Annotated in this window: 17 protein-coding genes; 4 read left to right on the forward strand and 13 right to left on the reverse strand. The window is 42.0% G+C overall.

The features are described 5' to 3' along the window. Positions 1 to 64: 64 nt before the first annotated feature. The 11 genes from FKG96_RS02275 to FKG96_RS02325 form a co-directional block, all read right to left on the reverse strand. Entirely contained in the window at positions 65 to 1063 is a 999-nt protein-coding gene (locus tag FKG96_RS02275; RefSeq protein WP_130854796.1) for a zinc-binding dehydrogenase, read from the reverse strand. Positions 1064 to 1242: 179 nt separating this feature from the next. Continuing rightward, complete coding sequence (locus FKG96_RS02280) at positions 1243 to 1854, reverse strand: superoxide dismutase (RefSeq protein ID WP_013664364.1); 612 nt, start codon at positions 1852 to 1854, stop codon at positions 1243 to 1245. 216 nt (positions 1855 to 2070) lie between these two features. Continuing rightward, positions 2071 to 2541, reverse strand: coding sequence for a nucleoside deaminase (locus tag FKG96_RS02285; protein ID WP_013664365.1), 471 nt, complete (start codon positions 2539 to 2541; stop codon positions 2071 to 2073). A 115-nt stretch (positions 2542 to 2656) separates the two neighbouring features. Next, positions 2657 to 2995, reverse strand: coding sequence for a tRNA-binding protein (locus FKG96_RS02290; RefSeq protein ID WP_013664366.1), 339 nt, complete (start codon positions 2993 to 2995; stop codon positions 2657 to 2659). Positions 2996 to 3050: 55 nt separating this feature from the next. Then, positions 3051 to 4298: an ABC transporter permease gene (locus tag FKG96_RS02295; RefSeq protein ID WP_013664367.1), complete on the reverse strand. Its 1248-nt coding sequence runs from the start codon at positions 4296 to 4298 to the stop codon at positions 3051 to 3053. 39 nt (positions 4299 to 4337) lie between these two features. Continuing rightward, on the reverse strand, positions 4338 to 5609 hold the full coding sequence (locus FKG96_RS02300) for a metallophosphoesterase (protein ID WP_242627118.1): 1272 nt from the start codon (positions 5607 to 5609) through the stop codon (positions 4338 to 4340). 43 nt (positions 5610 to 5652) lie between these two features. Next, entirely contained in the window at positions 5653 to 6723 is a 1071-nt protein-coding gene (gene hemH, locus FKG96_RS02305; RefSeq protein WP_013664369.1) for a ferrochelatase, read from the reverse strand. A gap of 235 nt (positions 6724 to 6958) precedes the next feature. After that, the gene (locus FKG96_RS02310) at positions 6959 to 7807 is read right to left on the reverse strand and encodes a 4-hydroxy-3-methylbut-2-enyl diphosphate reductase (protein WP_130854795.1); all 849 of its coding nucleotides are present in this window, start codon (positions 7805 to 7807) and stop codon (positions 6959 to 6961) included. A 152-nt stretch (positions 7808 to 7959) separates the two neighbouring features. Continuing rightward, positions 7960 to 9393 (reverse strand): D-alanyl-D-alanine carboxypeptidase/D-alanyl-D-alanine-endopeptidase, encoded by a 1434-nt coding sequence (gene dacB, locus FKG96_RS02315; protein WP_130854794.1) that lies wholly within the window; start codon positions 9391 to 9393, stop codon positions 7960 to 7962. Between the two features lie 22 nt (positions 9394 to 9415). Beyond that, positions 9416 to 10222 carry an endonuclease/exonuclease/phosphatase family protein gene (locus FKG96_RS02320; RefSeq protein WP_013664372.1) on the reverse strand — a complete coding sequence of 269 codons (807 nt, stop codon included), beginning with the start codon at positions 10220 to 10222 and terminating at the stop codon, positions 9416 to 9418. A gap of 87 nt (positions 10223 to 10309) precedes the next feature. Beyond that, complete coding sequence (locus FKG96_RS02325) at positions 10310 to 11299, reverse strand: aspartate-semialdehyde dehydrogenase (RefSeq protein ID WP_013664373.1); 990 nt, start codon at positions 11297 to 11299, stop codon at positions 10310 to 10312. Positions 11300 to 11546: 247 nt separating this feature from the next. On the opposite strand from FKG96_RS02325, the gene FKG96_RS02330 reads away from it, so the two are divergent. Beyond that, positions 11547 to 12455: a lamin tail domain-containing protein gene (locus tag FKG96_RS02330; RefSeq protein WP_130854793.1), complete on the forward strand. Its 909-nt coding sequence runs from the start codon at positions 11547 to 11549 to the stop codon at positions 12453 to 12455. A gap of 39 nt (positions 12456 to 12494) precedes the next feature. Here FKG96_RS02330 and FKG96_RS02335 read toward each other — a convergent pair whose 3' ends face one another. Continuing rightward, positions 12495 to 12770, reverse strand: coding sequence for a hypothetical protein (locus FKG96_RS02335; RefSeq protein ID WP_130854792.1), 276 nt, complete (start codon positions 12768 to 12770; stop codon positions 12495 to 12497). Positions 12771 to 12979: 209 nt separating this feature from the next. Between FKG96_RS02335 and FKG96_RS02340 the strand changes: the two genes are divergently transcribed. From FKG96_RS02340 to FKG96_RS02350, 3 genes are all read left to right on the forward strand, one after another. Further along, positions 12980 to 13933, forward strand: coding sequence for an NAD-dependent epimerase/dehydratase family protein (locus tag FKG96_RS02340; RefSeq protein WP_130854791.1), 954 nt, complete (start codon positions 12980 to 12982; stop codon positions 13931 to 13933). Between the two features lie 10 nt (positions 13934 to 13943). After that, positions 13944 to 14669, forward strand: a complete 726-nt coding sequence (locus FKG96_RS02345) for a YebC/PmpR family DNA-binding transcriptional regulator (RefSeq protein WP_013664377.1) — start codon at positions 13944 to 13946, stop codon at positions 14667 to 14669. A gap of 116 nt (positions 14670 to 14785) precedes the next feature. Continuing rightward, complete coding sequence (locus tag FKG96_RS02350; protein WP_130854790.1) at positions 14786 to 15874, forward strand: hypothetical protein; 1089 nt, start codon at positions 14786 to 14788, stop codon at positions 15872 to 15874. Between the two features lie 5 nt (positions 15875 to 15879). Here the strand turns inward: FKG96_RS02350 and FKG96_RS02355 are convergent, their stop codons facing one another. Next, entirely contained in the window at positions 15880 to 17016 is a 1137-nt protein-coding gene (locus FKG96_RS02355) for a dipeptidase (protein WP_130854789.1), read from the reverse strand. Positions 17017 to 17020: the final 4 nt, after the last annotated feature.

Genomic DNA, 17020 nt, shown 5'->3' on the forward strand with positions numbered 1-17020 from the left:
TCAATAATAATTGCCCATTGTGTCTATTATTATTATTTACATCTCGGTTTCATCTTTCTATAACTTAATCCACTCTTAGTACCAGTTTACCAAATTGTTCCGAACGATCCATCTTCCTCACAGCCTCTTCGGCATGCGCTAAAGGAAAAATTGAGTCAATAACAGGCTTTACCTGATGCTTATTTACAAATGCCAACATATCATGAAAATCTTTAGGCGAACCCATCGTACTACCCAATATACTCAGTTGTTTCCAAAATATTTTTCTCGCATTGAGTTCAGGTAAATTGCCTGATACCGTAGCACCGTAGAAAACAATTCTACCACCTGGTTTCGCAAGCTCGATATAATTATTAAAGCCCTCTCCTATAGCGCTGTCTACTATAACATCAAAACCATCGTTAGGGTGTATTTTATTTGCCCAGTTTTTATCGGTATACAATGCGCCGGCCTTCGCTCCCAGGTCTAGCGCCTTCCTTATTTTTTCCCGCTTGCTTGATGTTACATATACTTCTGCACCCGCAAGTACGGCCCACTGCAAAGCAAAGCTTGCTACCCCGCCTCCAACACCCGCTAGGAGTAGTCGTTCCCCCCTCTTCAGATGCGCTCTACTGAATAAGGCTCGCCAGGCGGTTAACCCGGCCAAGGGTATCGCAGCCGCCTCCTCAAAAGTAAGGTGAGGTGGCATAATATGTAAATTTTGGAGCGGCACGCTTACGTATTCTGCAAAAGTACCGTCCTGTGGAAGTCCGAGAATATGAAATGTGGTCGACTGTGCGGCTTCGCTTTCGCCCCAATTTAATGAGGGATTGATAAGCACTTCCTTTCCGATCCACTCCTTTTCCGATTCGCTCCCCACCTCTGCTACGACTCCTGCACCATCGGAACCTAAAATAATAGGGAATTTCAAACCGGCGTACTGTCCCTTTTGTATCCAATAATCTCGCCTATTAAGTGCCGCAGCTTTAAGCTTTACGAGTACTTCATTCGCTTTTAGTTTAGGCTTACTTACATTCTTTATCGTTAAGGGTAAGTTAATTCCGTCCAGAACTATCGCTTTCATTTATTTGTGTTTTATGTTGGCGATGCCATTCATCGCTGTCAGGCAGATGTGACAACAACTTTGTGCAACCATAAATCCGGAGCACTGTGCCGATCTTTCACGATTAAAAAAAGCAGTGCTGCCTAGGCAAACACTGCTTCTTCGCATGTTTTTAAATCTTTGAAAATCCAAATGAGCCATTATTTTTTGGCATTGGCGTAACGCTCGCCAACTGATTTCCAGCAGATAACATTAAAAATTGCCTCTAAGTAAGCAGGGCGTTTGTTTTGATATTTCAAATAATAGGCATGTTCCCAAACATCAATACCTAAGATTGGTGTTCCCTTAACTTCTGCAACGTCCATCAATGGACTGTCCTGATTTGGTGTCGACGTTACCTGCAACTTTCCGGAGGCATCTACAACCAACCACGACCAGCCGGAACCGAAGCGCGTTGCTCCGGCATCCTGAAGTTTTTTCTTTAATTCGTCGAAAGAACCAAATGTTTCATCAATAGCGGTAGCCAACTCACCACTCGGAGTAGTTTGCGCATCAGGCGACAATATGGTCCAAAATAAGGAGTGATTATAGTGCCCTCCGCCGTTGTTTCGAACCGCAGCAGGATATTTTGAAATATTCTTTATGATTTCTTCAATAGAAAGCGATTCCGCATCAGTTCCGGCAATTGCTTTATTTAAATTATCAACATATGCCTGGTGATGTTTTCCATGGTGAATTTCCATGGTTTCTTTATCAATATGTGGTTCTAATGCATCGGATGCGTATGGTAACGCAGGAAGTGAAAAAGCCATAATTTTATGTTTTTTAATTTTCTGATTGTTGTACACAAATATAACGATATATGCTCCGAATTGTTCTTATGAATTAAGTTTTTATAAGGAGATGACAATAGATAGAGATGTGAACTTGGGAACATGTTAGTAGGGAACATGTTTTACTCGTCCGATTATCAATTGGGATTTTGAACAGCTATTCCCTTCTCCCTTGTTCACAGCTAACAATTTAGACTATCGTCTTTTCAACTGAAAAAATCGTTGCATTAATTCCCGACACGTCTCTTCCATAATACCACTTACTACCGTAGTTTTCGGATGGACAATATCTTTTGAAATCGTAGCGTATCCTCTCTTTTCATCCCGTGCGCCAAAAACGATTCGCTTAATCTGAGACCAATAGGATGCTCCCGCACACATAACGCAAGGTTCTATTGTAACATAGAGGGTGCAATCTTTTAAATATTTACCCCCAATGTAATTCGCAGCGGCTGTGAAGGCCTGCATTTCTGCATGAGCAGTTACATCATTCAGTGTTTCTGTTAAGTTATGCCCCCGCGCTATAATTTTACCATCATGTACAATGACGGCTCCAATAGGAACCTCGTCTGCATCAAAAGCTTTCTGGGCTTCGCGCAAAGCTTCCTTCATAAAGAATTCGTCCGATACGGAATCACTTGTATCTTCAAAATTTATATATTTCATTTATCTTCTCTTTCGACCGCAGGTTTTAAGCTAGACTGTCGGCCAGCCACTATCCGTTGATTAATTCACTACTAACAAATTCAAGATTCCGTGTTACAAGGCTATTACTAAAGCCTCACATCAGTTTGGCACCATTTGGTACCCTTGATGCAACAGTGGATAAAACAATATCTCCATTTTCGTCAGCAAATCCGGTAACTAAGCATTCAGATATAAAATTGGCGATCTGCTTTTTGGGAAAGTTTACAACACCAATAATTTGCCTGCCGGGCAATTCTTCTTTTGTATAATGTTTAGTGATTTGCGCGCTGCTTTTTCGAATGCCTATTTCGGACCCAAAATCAATGGTTAACTTATAAGCCGGCTTTCGAGCTTTCGGAAAGTCTTCCGCTGTTACAATCGTACCTACACGTAGTTCTACTTTTTCAAAATCATGCCAATTTATCTCTTCCATGAGATAAACATAGATAAACTTGCTTTTTTTCACAAGTTTTTTTAATTCTCGGCACTTATTCGTAGCGTAACGCCTCGATCGGGTCTAGTTTTGATGCCTTAGAAGCCGGATAAAAACCCGAGATCATACCGACGCCCACGCAGACAACAATCCCCATTATTATCCATTTCCATGGCACGACAAAACTCGTTCCTACAACCACCGCTACGATATTACCAATTAAAATACCGAGCAATATACCGCCTATCCCTCCAAGTAAACAGATTACTATCGCTTCCGTCAAAAATTGCATTCGTATCACTTTTGGCGTGGCGCCGATTGCCTTTCGAACTCCGATTTCCCGCGTACGCTCGGTTACGGAAACAAGCATAATATTCATTAAGCCAATGGAAGCACCTATTAATGTAATAATGCCGATCACAAAGGCCCCCACGGCGACATAGGTAAGACTACTAACCAGTATTTGGGCAACAGCATCGCTTTTGGTGATCTCAAAATTATTTTCCTGTGTAACTGCCAATCCACGAATATTTCTAAATAAAGCGGTTGCTTCCCCAATTGTTGGGTCTATCCCCTGCGCGTTGCTACTCATTACCGTAATAGTATAAGAAGGCATTTCCCCCTGCACTACAGCTCGCGCACGCAACAAGGGGATGATACAGGTCTTATCAGCCCCCATGCCGGCACTGGATCCTTTGTCTTCCAACACGCCTATAATTAAATATTTTGCATTACCGATAACCAGCATTTTGTTCAAGGGGTCTTGCCCCTCTTTAAACAAACGTTTTTTTATTTCACTCCCGATAATCACCACATTGGATCCGGTTTCCAACTCGCGCTGGGTAAAGTTTCGACCGCTTTCCAATTTATACCCCCCGGTTTGCAAATAATGATCATCACCTCCCAATATGGATATGTTTGGATTTGACTGTTCGCTCCCGTACTTCACAACCGCAAAATTGGAAGCATAGGCGCTAATGGAAACAATGGCACCATAATCGAATTTCTTTTGGAAGGCCAAGGCTTCACGATAGGATATTTTTTTGAAAACTTTAGGTCTTGTACCGCTGCCTCCGATTTGTACGTTGATTCCTCTATTCCTAATATTAAAGGAATTGGCTCCCATTGCTGAGAACGAATCTTTTAATGAGTTTTGAATAGCATCAATGGAGGTAAGAATGCCTACCAGGGCGGTGATACCGATTGCTATGATCAAGGCGGTCAAAAAAGTACGCAATTTATTGCTAGCAATGGACTCCAACGAAAGCCGGATATTTTCTCGATAGGGCATCTTTACTGACATAATCTCAAACGATTTGCTATTAAGACATGCAAATAAGGATTATGTTACAGCCGGAGACTCACTTACTAGTTCAAAAATGGTGATTTCAGGCAAAATGCCAACGCGACCAGGATAACCTAAAAAACCATACCCCACATTAACGTACAGTTGTTGGTTACCATCTGTATAAAGTCCCGCCCATTCTTTATAAACGTATTTTGCAGGGCTCCACTGATAACGATCTCCTCGAATACCAAATTGCATACCGTGTGTGTGGCCGGCAAACATGACATCGATATCCTTATTATTTAATACTTGAGCTCGCCAATGGGACGGATCGTGCGATAATAAAAGTTTTACAGGCAGGTCTTCCGTACCTTTTTTTGCTAAATCAATTCGTCCATACTTAGGGAATCTGCCGGTTCCCCAATTTTCCACTCCTAATATACCAATCTCTTCATTATCAACACGCAATTTTCTATGTTCATTCAAAAGTAAATCCCACCCCATAATCCTATGGATGTCCTTCACCTGCTGTAAGTTTTTACGTTTCTCGGGGCTATCCTCCTTCCCATAGAAATAATCTCCATAATCGTGGTTCCCCAATGTCGAATAAACGCCCAAAGGTGCCTTCACTTTACTAAATAAGTCCTGATAATTGCGCATTTCATCGGCCTTATTATTAACTAAATCGCCGGTAAAAAAAATGACATCCGGTTTTTCGGCAAGTAGCATATCAATGCCTCCCTGAACGGCCGTTTTATTATAAAAGCTTCCTGAATGGATATCCGATATTTGCCCAATCGTTAATCCGTGAAAGGCTTTAGGCAAATTCGGCAAATAAAGTTTCTGTCGTCTCACCCTATAATCATAGCCTCCCACAGCAATTCCCCAACTCAAGGTGGCAAAGGGCACAGCAGCAACAACAATACCAGCTCTAGTTAGGAATTGTGATCGACTAATACGATCAGCATTAGTTGAAACGGTTTCCGCAGAAAGCTTCGTCGCTTCCGATTCACCTTTTCTGCCAAATATCTTTCTTGTCATCCACACGCCGCCTCTCCTAAAATCATCTACAAGCAAGACTAGTACATAAAAAATCTTACTGGTAAAGGTCAAGAAAAAAGCAACCAATATAATGGATCGAACAATCAAAGGAAGGCTGAAGTATAAGCTCGCCAGAACACCAATGAACAAAGCGATACTATATCCCCACCAAACAGCTTTAAAAAAACGTGCTTTAGCCCATCGAATGGTGCTTTTTTGAAGTGCATAATAAATATAAAAATCAATTAAAAGCAGTATAAAGGCATTAATAACGATCAGTCTCATATTTAAATCCTTTCCGGCCCTATCGGGCACACCCATTCAAATCCTACTTATTCACAACTGTTTCTCCAAGCTGCATATTGGGTATGTTTGCCTGCTCGCCGAGTACCATTTGTTTTAATGCCTCTATCCATTTTGGATGGGTATTTAAGCTTGGCACCAATTCGACATGTTCTCCACCTAGCTTCTTAAATTCTTGCCCGTATTCTACGGTTATTTCATATAATGTTTCTATACAGTCGGCAACAAATGCCGGACTGAAAACCAGCAGTCTTTTTGCACCTTCATGGGCTAGTTTCTCCAGCGCATCGCTCGTATAGGGCTGAACCCACGGCTCCTTTCCTAATCTTGATTGAAAACAGACAGTGTACTTTTCAGGAGCTATATGAAGCTTTTCCGCAATCAACCGTGCTGTTGCATGACATTGCGCAACATAGCAAAATTTATTCGTTGAGCTTATCTGCGCACAGCAATTGGGGGCATCACAACCGTGATTACCGGAATTGTCAACGTTCTTCAATTGCCTAATCGGTAAGCCATGAAAGCTAAATAGTACATGATCGAAAGTTTCAGGTTTCTTTAATCTGCCATTGTCGGCAAAAGCTTCGATCATCAACTCGTTATCATAGAACTGATTGACAAATGATATTTCCGGAAAGGTTGGCCACGTACTCATTAGGCGCATTACCTTTTCAATCACAGACCCAGTGGTAGCGGATGCATACTGTGGAAACAAGGGGATGACGCGAATACTGTCAACCATAGCTAAACGAAGCTTTTCCAATGCCTGTTCGATAGAAGGGTTTTGGTAACGCATCGCGAGTTCAATCTGGTACTCGTCGCTCAGTTCCTCGCGCAATAAAGCTACCTGTTCTTCACTGATGTAAAGCAGTGGGGAACCTTTTTCCTTATCCCAAATCTCATTGTATAACTTAGCAGTCTTTGGACTCCTGAAAGGAACAATAATTCCCCGTACCAAGAGATTTCGCTGGATTACACCGATATCAATCACCCGACCATCCATCAAAAACTCATCTAGATATCGCCGAACGTCAGGTACCTTAGGACTATCAGGCGTTCCCAGATTAATCAACAACACGCCTTTTTTTGCTTTCATCTGTAAATTTTAGTGTTTTAAATCCCTCCCTACACAATCAAGAGCAGTCAGCACAACATTTACTGGTAAAGTAAAAGTCTGTCCTTGCAGACAAGTTAGACCTTTACGCCAAAACCTGTGCCATATTTTGCATCATTACTCCATCCCAAAATTACAAATTTGTATTCGCTTTGGTTTTAATCAAAAATGAATGTGAGCTTTATATGATAATGGGATACATGGAAAGATCGGACGATTAAAAACGCTCCAACTGTTCTTTCACTTTTTGCATTAACCACATAGGTGTTGATGTAGCCCCACAAACGCCAATAGTCTCATTTGGGCCAAACATAGAAGCATCCAGTTCTGCAGGATCAGAGATAAATATACTTTTTGGATTATTTCTTAGACAAACATCATAAAGGACCTTGCCATTAGACGATTTTCTGCCCGACACAAAAACAATTCTATTAAATTGTTTTGCAAACTTAGCCAGATCTTCATAACGATTGGATACTTGTCTGCAAATCGTATCATTTGCTTTCACTTCGTATCCCCGCTTTAACAGCTCATCTTTAATTTGATAAAATTTATCGGTACTTTTTGTCGTTTGGCTATATAAGGTAAACTTACCAGGCAACTCAAGCGCGTCAAGTTCTTCCAGATCTTGAAAAACGATTGCTTCATTATTTGTCTGACCTTGCAGGCCAATCACTTCTGCGTGTCCATGTTTGCCGAAGATGAGAATGCGCTCTTTATCGTCGTAAGATGTCTTAATCCTGTTCTGCAATTTTAGCACCACAGGACAAGATGCATCAATCAAGGTTATATTATTCTCCAGAGCTATTTTATAGGTCTCAGGAGATTCTCCGTGCGCTCTGATTAAAACCTTTTCATTCCGGAGCTTAGGTAGATCTTCATGGGAAATGATGCGCAGCCCCTTGGCTTTTAGGCGGGCTACTTCCTCATCATTATGAACAATATCCCCCAAACAATAGAGATATCCCTCCTCTTCCAAGATTTCCTCTGCCATGTCAATGGCATAAACCACTCCAAAGCAAAAGCCGGAATCCTTATCAATTGAAACGCGCAGTTGATAACTCATGATGATGCAAAGATAGCATTTTTTGGCTATAAGTTGTTTGTTAGTTGTTAGTTGTTAGTTGTTAGTTGTTAGTTGTTAGTTGTTAGTTGTTAGTAAAATTTACTTTTTACTTTTTACTTTTTACTTTTTACTTTTTACTTTTTACTTTCTAACTACTTCAATGCATTCAGTAATCTAAACATCTGCTGTCGCATATTATAAGCGGTACCTTCATAGTTGTTCACGAGCAAGCTAAACACAAGCTCGGTTCCATTAGATGCTTTTTGATATCCAGTGTACCCCAGTACACCGCCAATCGTACCGCTCTTCATCTTCATGCCATTATAAACAGGGATACTTTTATAATAGTCGCTAAACCAAGGTTCTCTTTTAATAGAGGTCAAAATTTTTGCCATGGCCATTGTTGTGACACGATTTTCGGGCGAGAGGCCACTACCATCAAATATTCTCATCGACCCTTTTTCCAATCCTAGTTTGTTAACCCAAAAGTCGCGCATTGTATCAGCCGCGTCGTCCGTGTCCAACACAGACCCTTTTTGTTGAGCGATCGTCTTTAGGAGTGCCTCACCATACAAATTGATACTTTTTTGATTGAACCAATAAACAAGATCTTTTAAGGTTGGAGATTGGTGGATAAACAATGTCCTACCTGCTGATGGCACTTCCTTTCCCGATAGCTTAAGCAATTTGCCACTAGTAGCAGGTTGTCGTACGCTTACACCTTGGCGTTCCAAATTCAACTGTAATCTTAGCGCTGCGTCGTAAGCGGCATCCGGAAGCGCGATCTGAATAGGCTTTTTTAAATCAATCCCGTAAGTACCCCGCAGATATATGAGCGACGAATAGGGTGCACTGTAGGGATAGACTTTATCTCCCGAACCGGGGCTACCCGTAGTAGATTCATTAACGATTTTTAAATACGATACATTAGGCACCGTCGACTGCAGGGTTGTGACAGCTCCTACCTGTCGGCCCGGGAGTATATGAACGTCCACTAAATTTTCTCGCCAATTTAACCCAGATATCCCCGCGCCATAATAACTTCCTAAATCCTGCCAAATCCATCGCGGACCAGCCTTTTGTCCTCCATATAACAAATCGTCACCGATAATACTACCGTTTATTTTCTTGATCCCTGCATTCACAATAGCATGAGTCCATTGTGTTAACAACAGGGATTCCTTTGTTTGCTCAAATCGGTCACTACCTAAAGAGGGGTCGCCACTTCCTTTAATAACTAGATCGCCGTTTAAGATACCATCTACAACCTGACCGGTATAGTACAATTCTGTTTGATACGTGTAATCTGCTCCCAACAGGTAAAACGCAGCAGCAGAAGTGATCGTCTTCAGGGTGGAGGCTGTAGCTAGCCCTGTATTTCCGTTCTTAGAAAAGATAACGGAACCGGTTTTAGCGTCTAATACGGTAAGTGATGCCGTTCCATACTTCAGGTTCGGATTACTTTCAAACTGTTGATAAGCGATATTTATTTTCTGTTCCAGGGATTGGGCATACGATTGAGTTGTCAATGAAAAAACGATCAAAATCAACCAAAATCGTATGCTTATAGCATTACTTAACACCATCTTTGCTTTAGTTATTTTCCGCTCAATAAGTCAATTCAACCATTACGGGGAGGTGATCGGAGGCATAAGGCTCTTTAATCACCTCGTGCCGTACCGACTGAAAGCGCTTTTTCGGTCTGAACATAATAAAATCAATTTCCCGATCGGGATTTACCTCAGGAATTGTAAAAGCAGCACTACCGCTAGTTTTACTCCTTGAAAAGTAGGTATCAAAATGATTAATTACGTCGGATTCCGGTTTTGCATTAAAATCGCCCCCTAAAATAACGGGTTGAGAATAGGTGCTCAATTTCTTAACGATGGCCTCTGCTTGCAACAGCCGGTTCTGCTCCTTTAGGTCTAGATGTGTGCTGGCAAACACAAGCGGTTTACCGGGCTTCGGCTCTACTGCTACAATGGCGAGTACGCGAGGTTCGCCATTACTTCCTTCAGCCATTGGTAATATTAAGCTATCCTTTTGTTGTATAGGCCACTTAGATAGTATGGCAACACCATAAGCACCCCCTTCGTAGTCGATGGCCTTTACAAAATGATGATGCATCCCTGTCAAGCTTCCCAATGCTGCCGCTTCGTTCAGGTTTTTACCCGATCGCCGGTTATTTACATCCACCTCCTGTAAAGCAACTAAATCCGGCTTATTTTGATTAATAACCGCTGCTATGGCCTCTAAATCGATAAGTCCCGGCTTTGACGGTGGGTTAGCATGATGAATATTATAGGTAATAATACGCAATGTATCCTTTTCATTGGCGGTTACAATTTCGGCTCCAAATATAAATTGAAGCAAACAGGTAATTGTAAAAAGGGTTCTCAAGAAGGCCTTGTTCATTGTTTTGTTTATTATGCTGACGCACCAAAAATAAAAAAGGAAGATGGCTTTCAAGCATCTTCCTTTTATTTTTATTTTCTATTGGCATTAAGCCAAGCCTTGCTTCACTAAATATTCGGCAATTTGGACGGCGTTGGTAGCAGCTCCTTTACGCAAGTTATCCGCCACAATCCACAAATTAAGTGTCTTTTCCTGGCTCTCATCCCTACGGATACGTCCAACAAACACTTCATCTTTTCCATGAGCGTCTTTTGGCATTGGATACTTCAAATTAGCCGGATCATCCACGACGATAACACCGGTTTGCTTTGCAAGTAGATCTCTTACCTCATTTAAATCAAAGTCATTCTCAAATTCAATATTGACAGATTCAGAATGCCCTCCCATCACCGGGATGCGCACCGTAGTAGCGGTCACGCGGATATTATCATCCCCCATTATCTTATTCGTCTCCTTAATCATTTTCATCTCCTCTTTTGTGTAACCGTTATCTTGGAATACATCGATCTGAGGAATCACATTAAGGTCAATTTGATAAGGATAAGCCTTTTCTCCATCTTTGCCTGCTCGTTCATCGTTGAGCTGCTGTACCGCTTTCACCCCTGTTCCTGTTACCGATTGATAGGTGGAAACGACAACACGTTTTATTTTATATTTCTCATGAAGAGGTTTCAATACGACAACCATCTGAATGGTTGAGCAGTTTGGATTTGCTATAATTTTATCATCTGATGCGAGTACATGCGCGTTCACTTCCGGAACGACCAGTTTTTTTGTAGGGTCCATACGCCATGCAGATGAGTTATCAATTACAGTAATTCCTGCCGCAGCAAATTGAGGTGCATACGCCGTCGACGTTCCTCCGCCGGCAGAAAATAAAGCGATTTGCGGCTTCAAGTCTATTGCCTCGTCGGGTGTAACCACCTTATACTTCTTTCCCTTGAATTCAATTTCCTTACCCTTACTTTTTTCAGAGGCTACCGGAATCAATTCTGTTACTGGGAAATTGCGCTCTGCTAAAACTTTTAACATCTCCGAACCGACAAGCCCGGTAGCGCCAACGACTGCAATTTTCATTGTTTTGTTTTAAATTTTTGTTTTAATAGTAAATTTTAATGAATCATTATTTTTTAACCTTCAAACATACGAATTTTAAAGTTAAAAAGAGGAATGTTTTTAGCGATCAGCTTCTTCAAAGTTCATTTTTTCGAAAACACCTTGTTCAGTTCGTTCATTCTTCTTGTCAAGCGATTGAACGTTTGCCCTCCTCAACCAAGCTTTTTATCTTAGCTCATCTGAAATAAACCAAACCACAACCTGGATAATGAATAAGATCTGTCTTATATTAGCTTCATCCTTATTGTCTTTACTAACCGCGACACTACACGCTCAGGTAGAGCCACTTGATATATTGATCAATGAGATACTTCCCGATCCAAAAGCCAGTGGTGTGGAGTTTGTTGAAGTGTATAACCGGTCGGAAAAAACCATCGATTTAAAAAGCTTACAGATCGCTCGCGTTATTGACAAGGATAGTCTAATCAACGTCCGACCTCTTGCGACCAAAGAGACACCCTTTTACCCTAAACAATATATGGTACTAAGTAAAGATGGTAATATCGTTAAAGATCATTATTATACCGAAAACCCAACAGCTTTCATTGATATAGCGGCAATGCCTCAATTACCCAATACAGGCGGATCAATCGCAATTATAAACGGCCAAACGATCATTGACCGACTCGACTATCATGAAGGCATGCACCATCCACTGGTAAAGAATCCGAAAGGAGTTTCTTTGGAAAGACAAAGTTTTGAGGAAGACACCAATAAACCGGGCAATTTCACTTCCGCAGCGGCTTCGGTGGGTTATGCTACACCGGGATACAGAAACTCACAGCAACGTACTGAGCAGCATGACGCTATCTGGCTTAGCTCAAAGACATTTTCACCTGACTATGACGGATTCGAAGATATATTGCAAATCAATTATCGATTTCAGCAAAGCGGTAATATGGTGAATGTCTACCTATATAATGAACAGGGAATGCTGGTAAAAACCTTATACCGGAACCATTTACTTGGTACAAGTGGCACACTATTTTGGGATGGTGTTAGCGATACAGGTCAGCGACTTCCCGTGGGTATTTACCTCGTTTATGTAGAAGTTTACAACTCCGTTGATGGTATAAAAAAATATCGCATGAGTTGCGTATTGGCAACCAAATTTTAGGCAAACAATAGTTAACATATCAAAAGAACGTTTTTTTTGTCACTTTCTTCCGCAGAAAGTAACCAAAGACTCATCGCTTGGAACTTTGCTACGATGGTGGTGCTTCAACCTGCAAGCCGCAAACTTCCTAGGCGATATTTCAGCTGAACGAAGAGCTTTTGCGGGCAGCCACTGGGCCCCGAGTGTCGGATAAACGGCCTTGAAGGATACCGACGCAACGAGCAGCAAAGCATTTGCTCCTCTGCTCATATGGCAGTATCCAAGCGGATTGAGGAAGTGAAACGGCTCCAATACGCGCCAGTGATGCTTTGCCATCAGGTGCAAAGTAGCCTACACCGCCTTGATTTATTCACTCTTGTTTATTTTTAAAGGTGTTCATGAACTCATCACTACGTTCTTCGGTTTGCTCAACTCGTATGTTTGAAAAGTTGAATAAAAAAACCGGTCTTTTTTAAAAAGCGATTTCCCTGCACACCTCACTACTCAGTTGCATATGAAAGGCAATTTATCTAAGTTTGTGGGCGATGGAAGAAAGCATTATCATTATCGGGTCTAACGGGCAAATCGGAACGGAATTAGCAACTGCTTTGCGATTAAAATATGGAGAAAAAAGTGTAGTAACATCAGATATAAGGCAACCTAATACCCCATCGCAGGGTCCTTTTGAAATTGTGAATGTTCTTGACAAAGAACTACTGCAATCTCTATTCGAAAAGTACAAACCAACACAAGTTTATCTTTTGGCTGCTGTGTTGTCTGCTGTTGGTGAACAAAATCCCAAATTGGCCTGGGATTTAAATATGACCGGTCTACTGAATGTATTGGATCTCTCCGTAACATACCGCGTTGACAAAGTGTTCTGGCCAAGTTCCATCGCTGTTTTTGGACCCCATTCACCTAAAGAGGAAACTCCTCAATATTGCATCATGGATCCAAGTACGGTATATGGCCTCAGCAAACAGGCCGGTGAACGTTGGTGCGAGTATTATTTCAATAAATATGGCCTAGACGTTCGTAGCATCCGATATCCAGGTTTAATAAGCTGGAAGGCTGCTCCGGGCGGAGGCACTACGGATTATGCTATTCACATTTTTCATGAAGCTTTGAGTAAAGGAACCTATGAGTGCTTCCTCTCTGCCGAAACTCGCTTACCAATGCTTTATATGGAGGATGCAATCCAAGGTACACTTCAATTAATGGATGCACCTGCTGAAAATTTAACAATCCGAAGTAGTTATAATTTGACAGGCCTGAGTTTCACGCCGGCGGAATTAGCTGAAGCAATTAAAGTACATGTTCCCGAATTTTCCATTTCCTACTCGAATAATGATCCACGCCAGGCAATTGCAGATGGCTGGCCTTCTTCCATCAATGATGAATATGCTCGAAAAGATTGGGGCTGGAACCCACAATTTAATCTCAAGGCAATGACAGAGGAGATGATAAAAAACCTAAAACAAAATTTAGAAACCACTTAATATACATTATATGGGAAGAGCATTTGAGTTTAGAAAAGAAAGAAAATTTAAACGCTGGGCCAAGATGGCGGTCCAATTTACACGCCTTGGAAAGGAAATCGCCATCGCTGTTAAAGAGAGCGGACCTCATCCGGAGTCCAACTCACGTCTTCGCACGGCTATACAGAACGCGAAGGCGGTCAACATGCCGAAAGATCGGATAGAAGCTGCGATCAAACGTGCATCTGAGAAAGACGCCAAAGGTTACGAAGAGCATGTTTATGAGGGCTATGGCCCACATGGAGTACCCATTTTAATCGAAACAGCCACTGACAATACCAATAGAACAGTGGCTAATATCAGAAGCTATTTCACTAAAGCAGGCGGTTCTTTAGGTAAAACGGGCTCACTTGACTTTATCTTTCAACGCAAGTCAATCTTTCGTTTTGCGGCGACAGAAGACCTGAATTTAGAAGAACTGGAATTGGAGTTAATCGATGGCGGCCTGGAGGAACTCTACGTCGAAGCAGACGAAGAAGGAAACGACATTGTGGTAGTACAAACGTCTTTCGAGGACTTCGGCAATATGCAAAAACTATTAGAAGAAAAGGGCATTGACGTAAAAAGTGCTAAATTAGAGCGCATTAACCTCTCTACAACTGAAGTTTCGGAAGAGGCTTCTGCAGAAGTGATGAAACTCATCGATAAGATTGAGGAAGACGACGACGTACAAGCGGTGTATCATAATATGGTTTAATTAGTAGTATCAAGATAAAAGACACCTGCCGGCAGGCAGGTAAGTAGCCAGAATGATACTTGGGTACTTGATACCCGATACTTGATACCTGATACTAGATACTTAATACTAAAAGAATGACTTTCGAAGATTTCTTTATAAAAAAAAGGATAGACCTTCGCCAATTAGAGAAGGTGGAACCTCAATTGTATAGAGAGTTCAAAAGTCATTTTGAGCTAATGGGCGAAAAGAGCTTCGACCATACAAAGAAATTCTGGTTTAACCGCTTACGGAAAAGCTATCATCTCAAAGAAGAGGTTGGCCTATCTCAGGCGCCCATTAGCACTTCTTCTTTGGACGAAAACAAGGCCATTGCTGCAGCAGAATCCCCGCAAGCCGCGAAACCTACCGGCTTTAAACCGCGGTTTAAAGCAACTCCACCTACCGGAGAAGCAAAACCCGCTCCGAACCCCGAAACGGATACGGATAGTGCAAGCAAAGCGCCCACCGGTTTCAAACCTAGATTTAAACCGGGACAGACCACGCGTTCCAAAGAAGACCATGCAGAAGATCAATCTGTAAAGGGTGAGGATACCCCTCCAACTGTAGCGCCAGCTACCGACCATGTCAATAAGCCGTCCGGTTTTAAACCCCGTTTTAAAGCTGGCGTAACAAATAAGGAAACGGCAATACCAAAAGAAGAACCTGCGCTGCCTAAGCAACTTGAAAAAATAGGCAAAACAGAGGAACCTTCTGAAACACAGAAGACCGGTGAACCAAAAGACCTATCCAAACCCATGGGCTTCAAACCCAGGTTCAAAGCTGGCCTTACCGATAAAACAGCAGCCGAACACCTGCGGAAAGAACCTGGCCACCCCTCAAACCAAGCAAGTAAGGTGGAGGGCGAGTCAAAAGATGCGAAAGATGTGTCCGACAAATCGACTGATAATGAATCGCCTACTATTTCGAAGCCAACGGGATTTAAGCCTAGATTCAAAGCCGGTATTACAAATAAAACGTCTACGGAAAAACCGCAACAAACATCCAATCCCGGTGCTGAGGGGGATAAAAAAAATATGGCTCCCGAAGCAAAAGCTGAGGTTCCTCATACAAATCCGAATACAGACACCGAGCACAACGCCGCGAGCACTGAAGCTAAACCTTTAGGCTTTAAGCCTCGGTTTAAACCGGGACTCAAAAAGGGCGATACAGGAAACGACAAATAATATCGTCACTCTTGTGCGCGAAGTACACGCAGCACGTTGCCGCCCCATATTTTTTTAATCATTTCATCGGTGTAACCACATGCAATAAGTGCTTCGGTTAGATGAGGGTATTCACCTACATCGGCCAATCCTGCCGGGGTAGCGTCCATGCCATCAAAGTCTGCACCGATACCCACGTGGTCAATACCAGCTACTTGTACCAAATAATTGATATGATCCACAACGAGCGATAGCGGTGGTGCCACTTGTTGCCGTACTTGAACAGGAAGCAGACGATATTTTTTATCTATACTTACCGGCAGGCTATCCGTCGAACTGATATGCTTTGCATATAGCAAACTTACATTCCGGCGAAAAGTTGGATCTAAAAAATCCGCATAAAAATTCACGCCGATAACCCCGCCATTTTTAGCAATAGCTTTGATCTGTTGATCCGTCAGGTTTCGGTAATGTGGGTTAATGGAATAAACATCGCTATGTGATACAAAAACCGGCTTATCCGTAATCTTCAGTACATCATAAAAAGTCTGTTCTCCTACATGCGACAAGTCAATTACCATGCCTAATTCGTTCATCCGCCTAACCACCTGCCTTCCAAAGTCTGTCAGCCCCCGACGCTTTCCTTTCCGCTCATCAGCTGCCGAAGAGGCCCACGCAGTACTATTATTCCATGTTAAGGTTAAATAGCGTACGCCCCTACGGTATAAGCTATCCAAATTGCTAAGCTGATTTTCAATCATATGTCCCCCTTCTACCCCGAGCATCGCTACTATTTTACCTTGTTGCACCCCTTTATAAATATCACCTACACTTTTAGCAAGGATTATTTGGTCTGTATTCCGTTCTATCAGTTCATTCAAAGCATCTATTTGCCTATTTGCATACTGAAAGGGCTTTAATTTTTTCCCGTCGCACCATACCGAGAAGAATTGTACATCAACCCCCCCTTTCTTCAACCTTGGAAAGTCCGTATGACCTTTGGTCAATCGCTTTGTTATATCTTTTCCCGTGATAATTGATTCCGAAAGAACATCATTATGCAAATCAATCACGATTGCGTTTTTATGAAGGTCGTCTGCTTGCTGCCTGGCGGACAAGGAGGCAGCTAACAGTAAATAGAAAAAAAACAGAAAAAATTTCATGAGC

Source organism: Olivibacter sp. LS-1, from assembly GCF_008245145.1.
In the GTDB taxonomy this organism is placed as follows: domain Bacteria; phylum Bacteroidota; class Bacteroidia; order Sphingobacteriales; family Sphingobacteriaceae; genus Olivibacter; species Olivibacter oleidegradans.